General features: G+C 68.4%; 7 protein-coding genes, 1 tRNA gene and 2 pseudogenes. 4 read left to right on the top strand and 6 right to left on the bottom strand.

Annotated features, from left to right (window positions below):
• Nucleotides 1–184 (top strand): annotated as a pseudogene (locus ABZ845_RS27185) (IS630 family transposase); the annotation flags it as partial.
• A gap of 65 nt (nucleotides 185–249) precedes the next feature.
• Nucleotides 250–516, top strand: a pseudogene (locus ABZ845_RS27180) (tyrosine-type recombinase/integrase); the annotation flags it as partial.
• Between the two features lie 129 nt (nucleotides 517–645).
• Here the strand turns inward: ABZ845_RS27180 and ABZ845_RS27175 are convergent.
• From ABZ845_RS27175 to ABZ845_RS27165, 3 genes are all read right to left on the bottom strand, one after another.
• Nucleotides 646–719: transfer RNA gene (locus ABZ845_RS27175), tRNA-Pro, on the bottom strand.
• 48 nt (nucleotides 720–767) lie between these two features.
• The gene (locus tag ABZ845_RS27170) at nucleotides 768–1538 is read right to left on the bottom strand and encodes a Pr6Pr family membrane protein (protein ID WP_360984390.1); all 771 of its coding nucleotides are present in this window, start codon (nucleotides 1536–1538) and stop codon (nucleotides 768–770) included.
• Between the two features lie 96 nt (nucleotides 1539–1634).
• Nucleotides 1635–2561 carry a metallophosphoesterase gene (locus ABZ845_RS27165; RefSeq protein ID WP_360984387.1) on the bottom strand — a complete coding sequence of 309 codons (927 nt, stop codon included), beginning with the start codon at nucleotides 2559–2561 and terminating at the stop codon, nucleotides 1635–1637.
• A 211-nt stretch (nucleotides 2562–2772) separates the two neighbouring features.
• On the opposite strand from ABZ845_RS27165, the gene ABZ845_RS27160 reads away from it, so the two are divergent.
• Complete coding sequence (locus ABZ845_RS27160; RefSeq protein ID WP_360984384.1) at nucleotides 2773–3240, top strand: GatB/YqeY domain-containing protein; 468 nt, start codon at nucleotides 2773–2775, stop codon at nucleotides 3238–3240.
• Between the two features lie 178 nt (nucleotides 3241–3418).
• On the opposite strand, the gene ABZ845_RS27155 is transcribed toward ABZ845_RS27160, so the two are convergent.
• Complete coding sequence (locus tag ABZ845_RS27155) at nucleotides 3419–5707, bottom strand: transglycosylase domain-containing protein (RefSeq protein WP_360984381.1); 2289 nt, start codon at nucleotides 5705–5707, stop codon at nucleotides 3419–3421.
• Between the two features lie 408 nt (nucleotides 5708–6115).
• Here ABZ845_RS27155 and ABZ845_RS27150 point away from each other — a divergent pair, with 408 nt between their 5' ends.
• Nucleotides 6116–6454, top strand: a complete 339-nt coding sequence (locus ABZ845_RS27150) for a WhiB family transcriptional regulator (protein WP_360984378.1) — start codon at nucleotides 6116–6118, stop codon at nucleotides 6452–6454.
• A 200-nt stretch (nucleotides 6455–6654) separates the two neighbouring features.
• On the opposite strand, the gene ABZ845_RS27145 is transcribed toward ABZ845_RS27150, so the two are convergent.
• Together ABZ845_RS27145 and ABZ845_RS27140 are read right to left on the bottom strand one after the other, a co-directional pair.
• Entirely contained in the window at nucleotides 6655–7983 is a 1329-nt protein-coding gene (locus ABZ845_RS27145; RefSeq protein WP_360984393.1) for an ArsA family ATPase, read from the bottom strand.
• 74 nt (nucleotides 7984–8057) lie between these two features.
• Nucleotides 8058–9035: an ArsA-related P-loop ATPase gene (locus ABZ845_RS27140; RefSeq protein ID WP_360984375.1), complete on the bottom strand. Its 978-nt coding sequence runs from the start codon at nucleotides 9033–9035 to the stop codon at nucleotides 8058–8060.
• Nucleotides 9036–9096 lie beyond the last annotated feature (61 nt).

Raw genomic sequence — 9096 nt, 5'->3', positions numbered from 1 at the left:
GCTCTCCGCCCTCACCCGCCAGTGCCTGGACCGCCGCATCGGCGACCTCGCCGTGCTCAACACCGAACTCGCCGCCTGGCAGCAGCACACCAACAACAACCAGCGCCAAGTCGACTGGCACTTCACCACCGACGACGCACGCGTGAAACTGCGCCACCTCTACCCAACCACACAGCAAAATTAAGCCGCGGCACTAGCTGGCCATGATCAATCTCAGCGGCACTTCCTGTACCGCAACTACTCACACCCGCACCAGGGCTGACACCGCACGGGCTGCGCCACACCCACAAGACGCTCATGAGGGAAGTGGGCACTCCGCCAAAGCTCATGGACGAACGCATGGGCCACGAGGACGGCTCGGTGCAGTCCCGCTACGACCACATCACGCCCGGGATGCGGCGGGTCCTGATGGCCGCGCTGACCGAGATGTGGGAGGAGGCTTTGGACGCTCGCCGGGCGATGAATCCCGGCTCGCCGGTGGTCGCTCTGGACGTGCTGCTGAAGGCTCGCCGGTAGGGCTCCGTCGCACTGTCCTGGAGACGAATCCCAAGATCTTCTCCAGGATTTCTCCAGAGAGCCCCCAAGGAACGCGTCAAGGCCGGTCTCCTGTGAAGGAGAACCGGCCCTGACCTGGTGTTTCGGCTGTCGGGGTGGCGGGATTTGAACCCACGACCTCTTCGTCCCGAACGAAGCGCGCTGCCAAGCTGCGCTACACCCCGATGTCGCTGCTTGTCGCGGCGACGACGTTTACTTTAGCCCACTGGTGGCTAGAGACGAAATCCGGTTTTCGAGCGGCGGCGGGTGGGGTCCGGGCGGATGTGGTCGAGGGCGACCAGGAGGACGGCCACGGTGAAGAAGGCCAGGCCGACGAGGAGGGCGTTGGCGAGGACGCTTCTGTAGCCGAGGCGCTCCACGTTCAGGAACGGGTAGAGGTAGCGGCCCTCCCTGTCCGGCGGGATCAGTTCGCCGCGCACCAGGGTGAGGGCCAGGTACGCGATCGGGTACAGCAGCCATGCCTTCGCGTGCCGCAGGGACAGTGGGCCCGGGCGGGTCAGCAGGAGCCAGTCCAGCAGCGCGGCCACGGGTACCAGTGTGTGCATCACCTGGTTGGCGAGCGCGGGCCATCCCGTGGGGGCGTCGGGGTGACCCGTCATCGACAGGGTGCCGGGTTCGTTCACCAGGAGCACGTGATAGACGAGGGCTGCGATCAGTGTGTAGAAGAGCGTGCCGCCGGTGACGAGTGCCGGCAGCGGGCGGCGGGCCGAGCCGGCTCGCAGGGCCGACAGCGTGAATACCAGCGCGGCGAGCACATTCGCCTGGATCGTGAAGAAGGTCAGCACCCGGACCGGGCTGCCGAGGAGCAGATCGACGGACACCGACGCCCCGGCCGCCGCCGCTACCAGCAGACGGTAGGTGGCGGCCACAGGGCGGTACGCGGGAGCCATCACGGCGGCGGGAGGGACGACGCCCGGCCGTAGCCTGGACCTGCCCGGAACTGCCGGGAGGTCCGGGATCTCCTTGGGTATCGGCGAGGTCATGCCCTCACGCTAAGCGGGTGGGGCAAAGCGGGCGATACGGGTGGTCCGGGTGGGTTAACGGCGCGGATGGGCGTCGACAGTGGTGCCGGCGGCCCGCTACTCCCTGCTCACGAGTGTCAGCAGCGTCGCCTCCGGAGGGCATGCGAAGCGAACTGGTGTGTAGCGATTCGTTCCGCAGCCCGCCGACACATGCAGATAGGACGTTCGCCCCTCCGATGTGTGGTGCGACAGGCCCTTCACCCGGTCCGCGTCCAGATCGCAGTTGGTGACCAGCGCACCGTAGAAGGGAACGCAGAGCTGGCCGCCGTGCGTGTGGCCCGCGAGGATCAGTGGGTAGCCGTCCGCCGTGAAGGCGTCCAGGCTGCGCAGGTACGGCGCGTGGACGACGCCCATCGAGAAGTCCGCCGAGGGTGACGGGCCGCCCGCCACGCGCACGTACCGGTCACGCTTGATGTGCGGGTCGTCCAGGCCCGTCAGTTCGACTTCCAGCCCGTCGATCTTCAGTGATCCCCGCGTGTTCGTCAGGTTCCGCCAGCCCGCCATGTCGAAGCCGTCGCGCAGGTCCTCCCAGGGGTTGTGGATGGCGCCGACCACGGGCGGGTTGCCGTTCAGGCCGTGGCTGCCCCGGACCTTTTCCACCAGATAGAGCGCGGGGTTGCGCAGTCGCGGGCCGTAGTAGTCGTTCGAACCGAAGACGTATGCCCCCGGGAACTCCATCAGTGGGCCCAGCGCGTCCAGTACCTCCGGCACGCCCTCCGGGTCCGAGAGGTTGTCGCCGGTGTTGATCACGAAGTCCGGCCGCAGGCCCGCCAGCGAGCGCAGCCAGCGCTGCTTCTTCCGCTGCCCGCGCACCATATGGATGTCTGACACCTGGAGCACGCGCAGCGGACGGGCGCCGGGGGGCAGCACCGGGACCGTCACCCGGCGCAGCCGGAAGGAACGGACCTCGAACCCGGCCGAATACAGCAGTCCGGCGGCGGCCACCGCCGTGAATCCCAGGGGTACTCCGTATCGCGCGCGCATACGACCATCGTGTCAGAACAAGGGGGCACCCCGGCCCACCTGTGGACAACGATGGACCGGCGGGCAACGAAGCTGTGGACAGCGGGGCCTCACCGTCGCAGTGCCATTCGGGGACATCCGGTGGGCGACGTCCGCGGACGCCCGGGGACACTCGTGGAGCCCGTGGAAATCAGTGGGCGGCCGCCTTGCCGCACCTGTCACAATCAGTGCCATGACCACGCTCAAGTCGAAGCTGCAGGAAGACCTCAACGCCGCGATCAAGGAGCGCGACGAGCTCCGCTCCTCGACGCTCCGGCTGACGCTCGCCGCGATCACCAAGGAGGAGGTCGCGGGCAAGGAGAAGCGCGAGCTCTCCGACGAAGAGGTCACCAAGGTGATCACCCGCGAGGCGAAGAAGAGGCGCGAGGCCTCCGACGCGTTCGCCCAGGGCGGGCGTCCCGAGCAGGCCGAGCGGGAGACGGCGGAGGGCGAGGTGCTCGCCGCGTACCTGCCCAAGCAGCTGTCCGATGACGAGCTGCGGCAGATCGTCTCCCAGGCCGTCGAGGAGGCGAAGGCCGCCGGAGCCGAAGGCCCGCGCGCCATGGGGCAGGTCATGAAGATCGTCAACCCGAAGGTGGCCGGCCTGGCGGAGGGCGGCCGGGTCGCCGCCGTGGTCAAGCAGCTCCTCGCGGGCGGCTGACCAGCCCGCTTCCCGGGCTGTTCATGTTCGTACGGCGCCGGTGCGTCACCGCCGTACGCGATGCCCATGCGTACGGCGTTCGCATGCGACGGCTGTGTGTACGACGTCGATCTCATACGACGACGGGGGCGTCTCTCATCGGAGAGACGCCCCCGTCGTGCTGAGACGGAGGGACGGGTCAGCCCCGCTGGCCTCCGTTTCCGTTCCTGCCCCCGTTCGTGGTGCCCTGTGTCCACCCCGAGGGGAGGGGGAAGCCGGGCGTCGGGAGCGGGCCGCCGGGTGTCCCGCCGGTGGGCAGGCCGCCCGTCGGCAGGCCGCCGGTGGTCACGCCTCCGTTGCCGTGACCGTGGCCGCGGCCGTGGCCCTTCCCGTCGTCCCAGCCCCCGTCGTCGCCGGGCTGCTGGTCGGGGATGTCGACGAGGATGAAGTCCTCGACCGGCTTGCCCTGCAGGGCTCCACTCATCATGTCGCGCCAGATCGGGCCGGGCACCTGGCCACCGTAGACCTTGGCATAGGTGGTGCCGCCGATGGTGACGTCGACCATCTGCCGCTTGTGCGCCGGGTCGCCGACCCAGACCGCGCCCGCCATGTTGGGCGTGTAGCCGACGAACCAGGCCGCGTAGCGGAAGTCCGTCGTACCCGTCTTGCCCGCGCTGGGGCGGTCGCCGAGGCCGGCCTCCTGGCCCGTACCGTCCTCGACGACGCCCTTCAGGAGGGTGCTGATCGTGTCGGCGGTGGTCTGCGACATCGCGCGAGAGCACGTCGACTGCGGGACGGCCAGGGACTTCTTCTGGTTTCCGATGGTCTGCGTGATGGACTCGATGGCGACCGGCGTGCAGTACATGCCCCGGTCGGCGAAGGTGGCGTACGCGCTCGCCATCGTCAGCGGCGACATCTCCTGGGTGCCGAGCGCGATCGACGGGGCCTCGGTCATCTTGGCGCCGTCCGCGCGGTTCACCCCCATCTTCTTGGCCATGTCGATGACCGGGCAGATGCCGATGTCGTCGATCAGCTGCACGTAGTAGGTGTTGACCGACTTGGCGGTCGCTTCCTTCATGCCGTACGGACCGTGCTCCGACTCGTTCTCGTTCTCGAGCGTGGAGCCGTCCGTGTTTTCCCAGTTCTTCCCGTCGCAGGCGGCGATCGGGCTCGGGTACGGCATCTTGTACGGCGACGGGTACTCCTGGGTCGCCGACATCCCGCCTTCGATGGCCGCCGCGGCGACGATCGGCTTGAAGGTCGAACCGGGCTGGTAGCCCGCTCCGCCGCCCATGGACCTGTCCACCGAGAGGTTGATCTGCGTCTCGTTGGTGCCGAACCCGTACGGGCGGGACTGGCCCATCGCGAGGATCTTGCCGGTGCCCGGCTCCACGATGGTCGCGGCGGTGGCCACCTCGTCGCTCTGGTTGACGTGATCCTTGATGGACGCCTGAGCCGATTCCTGCGCCTGCGGGTCGAGCGTCGTACGGATCGTCAGGCCGCCCTGGTTCCAGATCTTCGCCCGGTCCGTGCGGGTCTTGCCGAAGACCGGGTCGTTCAGGAACACCTCGCGGACGTAGTCGCAGAAGAAGCCCGCGCCCTTCACCGCCGTGATGCAGCCGTTCTTCGGCTGGCTGACATGCAGTCCGAGGCCGGTCTTCTTGGCCTTGTCCGCCTCGGCCTGCGAGATGTCGTGCATATCGGCCATGCGCTGCAGCACCACGTTGCGCCGCTTCTTGGCCTCCGCCTCGTCGTGCACCGGGTCATAGCGCGTCGGTGACTGGACGAGGCCCGCCAGCAGCGCGGACTCCTGGAGGTTGAGGTCCTTCGCGTGCTTGGAGAAGTAGCGTTCGGAGGCGGCCTCGACGCCGTATGCCTGCTGGCCGAAGAATGTGATGTTCAGATAGTTCTCGAGGATCTTCTTCTTGCCGAGCTTCTCCTCGAGCTGGATCGCGTACTTCAGTTCGCGAACCTTGCGGCCGAGGGTCTGCTGGGTGGCCTGGGCGACCTTGGTGGGGTCGTCGCCGGCCTCCTCCACGAAGTAGTTCTTGACCAGCTGCTGCGTGAGCGTGGAGGCGCCCTGGGCCACCCCGCCGTTCTGCGCGTTCTGGTTCAGCGCGCGCAGGACGCCCTTCAGGTCGATCGCCCCGTGCTCGTAGTAGCGGGAGTCCTCGATCGCGACGATCGCCTTCTGCATGTACGGCGAGATGTCTTTGAGGTCCACCACCGTGCGGTCGCGCGAGTAGACCGAGGCGATCTGGCCGCCCTGGTTGTCCAGGATGGTGGTGCGCTGGCTCAGCTGCGGGCTCTTCAGGTTGGCCGGGATGTCGTCGAATCCCTGCACCGAACCCTTGGCCGCGAGTCCCAGTGCGCCCGCGGCGGGCAGCGCGATGCCGGCCATCACCGCCCCGGCGAGCACACTCACTCCGAGGAACTTGGCGGCCTGCTGCACGGGGGACAGCCCCCCGCCCGAGCGCTTCTTTGGCATGAGGGCAGCCTACGTTCTCATTTCCCGGACACGCGTAAAGGCGTTGGCCTAAGCTGATCCCACTGTCACAGCTGAAGGGCCACGTATCAAGTACGTCCGGCGACCCCGAATCGTTCCGGAGCTCCCCCGAGTTCGTGTTGGATGCGTGTCCGAATCCGCCTTGTGTGTCACCAGGCGTCCGTTGTGGCGCATGTGAACTACCCGCGTTTGTCCCGAAAAGTCGCGCATGTCGTCAGCTCACTCCCCCGGGTGATCTGCCGCTTACCCATAGTCCGTTCGGACCATTCAAGATTGGGCCCGAAGGGGGTGTTGCGCTGTGCCCACCTTCCGTAACGTCCTCAACTGGCGGCGGTGAATATGCCGCTGCCGCCGTGGGGGAGCCTCGATTCGGGAGAGGACGGCGCCGGTATGGGCTGGGTAACCGACTGGAGTGCGCAGGCGGCCTGCCGCACTACCGATCCGGATGAACTGTTCGTTCAAGGAGCAGCGCAGAACAGGGCCAAGGCGGTGTGCACCGGATGCCCGGTACGCACGGAATGTCTGGCCGACGCGCTGGACAACCGCGTCGAGTTCGGCGTGTGGGGAGGAATGACGGAGCGGGAGCGCCGCGCACTGCTGCGTAGGCGGCCGACTGTCACCTCGTGGCGTCGCCTGCTGGAGACTGCGCGCACGGAGTACGAGCGTGGAGCGGGGCTGCTGCCCCTCGATGAGGAAGAGGCGTACGAGGACTACGCAGCCGTCAGCTGAGAACGGCGGGGCGTGCCACGGCAGGGATGGGTGGTGCGATGCCGTGGCGAGGGTTGGGGTGCCCGCAGTCGGGTCTGTCGGCACCCCGCGTGACCTCTCGACGTGCTCCGCGAGGCGGTGTGGACGCACGGGGACGCTTGCTGACGAAGACCCGTGTGACGCGGGAGGGCGTGCCGCAGTCACAACAGGCCCTCAGCCGGTCATGCTCGCGCCTCCTGCTCCTCAAGGTGCTCCGGGGGTTCGGCATGCTCGGACTCGGCGGCCGCGAGCCGGACACCGATGTCCCGCAACCCCGTGAGGTCGTGGACGTCCGCGGGAAGCGCGGCCACTTCCGTCACGGCCACCTCGGGGTGGCGCGCGGTGAAACGGTCGCGCGTGCGCTGCTCGCGGGAGAGCAGCTGCATACGTTCCGCATGCAGTCTCAGCAGACCGGCGGTGAGTTGCTCGATGGTCCGGTCCTGGTCCGGGGTGGCGGGGGAGCCTGCGTCGGGGCCAGGTGCCTCGGATGAGGAAGATTCTGAACTGCCGTACGCGTCGGGAGAGTTACGAAGTCCAGCTTTCCCGGCCCGCTGATCCACAATGCGGGGCTCTTCAAGATTTTCCGCCGCGGCCAGCGCCCGCTCGGCCGACAGCCGGGCGGCGCCGCTGCCGTGCACCCGGTTGAGCACCAGGCCCGCCAGGGGCATGTCCTCCGCGGCCAGCCGCTCCACGAAATAGGCCGCCTCACGCAGCGCGTCCCGCTCCGGTGCCGCGACCACCAGGAACGCCGTCCCGGGCGCCTGCAGCAGCTTGTACGTGGCGTCCGCGCGGGTGCGGAACCCGCCGAACATGGTGTCCATGGCGGCCACGAACGTCTGGACGTCCTTCAGGAGCTGCCCCCCGAGGAGCTTCCCGAGAGCGCCCGTCATCATCGACATCCCGACGTTCAGGAACCGCATCCCCGCGCGTCCACCGACCTTCGCCGGGGCCATCAGAACCCGGATCAGCTTGCCGTCCAGGAAGGAACCGAGACGCTTCGGGGCGTCCAGGAAGTCGAGTGCCGAGCGTGAGGGCGGCGTGTCGACGACGATGAGGTCCCATTCGTCCCGTGCCCGAAGCTGCCCCAGCTTCTCCATCGCCATGTACTCCTGCGTGCCCGCGAAGCCCGCCGAGAGCGACTGGTAGAAGGGGTTCCCCAGGATGGCAGCCGCCCGTTCGGGGTCCGCGTGCCCTTCGACGATCTCGTCGAAGGTGCGCTTCATGTCGAGCATCATGGCGTGCAGCTCGCCGCCCGCGGCCTCCTGGATGCCCTTCACCCGCCGAGGGGTGTTGTCGAGCGCGTCGATGCCCATGGACTGGGCGAGCCGGCGGGCCGGGTCGATGGTGAGCACGACCACCTTGCGGCCGCGCTCGGCCGCGCGCAGCCCGAGGGCCGCAGCCGTGGTCGTCTTGCCCACGCCGCCCGACCCGCAGCACACGATGATGCGGGTCGCCGGATCGTCCAGGAGCGGGTCGATCTCCAGGACGGGCACATGCTTCAAGGCGCGCATGGAGCCCGTGTCGTGGAGGGGTACCGCATTCGGTGCGGAGGCCGTGTCGTCGTGCGTGGGGGCCGGGTCCGAGCTCATGAGATCCCTTGCTGACGCAGTTCCGTGGCCAGTTCGTACAGGCCCGCCAGGTCCATTCCCTCGGCGAAAAGCGGAAGTTCATGCAGCGGAAGGTCCAGGTCCGTGAGCGCGGCGCGCTGTTCGCGCTCCAGGGCGAACCGTTCCGCGTACTCGTCCGCCTGCTGCAGCAGCGGGTCCACCAGCCGCTCCGCGAGCCCGCCGCGGCGCGCGCCGCCGAGACCGGCGCCCGACAGCGCTCTGGCGACGGCCGCCCGCGGCACCGCGTCCACGAGGTCCAGGTCCGACTGGTCCAGGACCGCGGGCCGCACCATGTTCACGATGATCCGGCCCACCGGCAGCTTCGCGGCGCGCAGTTCGGCGATTCCGTCCGCCGTCTCCTGGACCGGCATCTCCTCCAGAAGAGTGACCAGATGCACAGCCGTTTCCGGAGACTTCAGCACCCGCATCACGGCCTGGGCCTGATTGTGTATCGGGCCGATCTTGGCGAGGCCCGCCACCTCGTCGTTCACGTTCAAAAAGCGCGTGATGCGCCCGGTGGGCGGCGCGTCCATCACCACGTAGTCGTACGCGAACCGGCCGTTCCTGTCCTTCCTGCGGACGGCCTCGCACGCCTTCCCGGTCAGGAGCACGTCCCTGAGGCCGGGCGCGATGGTGGTGGCGAAGTCGATGGCGCCGAGCTTCTTCAAGGCCCGGCCCGCGCCGCCCAGTTTGTAGAACATCTGGAGGTAGTCCAGCAGGGCGAGCTCGGGATCGATCGCGAGCGCGTGGACCTCGCCGCCTCCCGGGGCGACGGCGATCTTCCGTTCCTCGTACGGCAGCGCCTCCGTCTCGAAGAGCTGCGCGATGCCCTGCCTGCCCTCGACCTCGACGAGGAGGGTGCGTTTTCCCTCGGTCGCGAGGGCGAGCGCGAGTGATGCGGCGACCGTGGTCTTTCCGGTCCCGCCCTTGCCGCTGACGACCTGGAGCCTGCTCACACCCACGAGCCTAACCAGTCCGCGCGCGCCCTACGCGGGAGGCTGTGGACAACCGGCCCCG

It is taken from the genome of Streptomyces sp. NPDC047022, assembly GCF_040644155.1.
In the GTDB taxonomy this organism is placed as follows: domain Bacteria; phylum Actinomycetota; class Actinomycetes; order Streptomycetales; family Streptomycetaceae; genus Streptomyces.
The sequence above is the reverse complement of the archived record's forward strand: the minus strand, read 5'-3'. Positions and strand labels throughout refer to the sequence as shown.

Bases quoted from the DNA above. Each gene is read 5' to 3' on its own strand.
- ABZ845_RS27160 (WP_360984384.1), top strand. From the start codon at position 2,773: ATGACCACGCTCAAGTCGAAGCTGCAGGAAGACCTCAACGCCGCGATC.
- ABZ845_RS27155 (WP_360984381.1), bottom strand. From the start codon at position 5,707: ATGCCAAAGAAGCGCTCGGGCGGGGGGCTGTCCCCCGTGCAGCAGGCC.
- ABZ845_RS27165 (WP_360984387.1), bottom strand. From the start codon at position 2,561: ATGCGCGCGCGATACGGAGTACCCCTGGGATTCACGGCGGTGGCCGCC.
- ABZ845_RS27150 (WP_360984378.1), top strand. From the start codon at position 6,116: ATGGGCTGGGTAACCGACTGGAGTGCGCAGGCGGCCTGCCGCACTACC.
- ABZ845_RS27145 (WP_360984393.1), bottom strand. From the start codon at position 7,983: ATGCGCGCCTTGAAGCATGTGCCCGTCCTGGAGATCGACCCGCTCCTG.
- ABZ845_RS27170 (WP_360984390.1), bottom strand. From the start codon at position 1,538: ATGACCTCGCCGATACCCAAGGAGATCCCGGACCTCCCGGCAGTTCCG.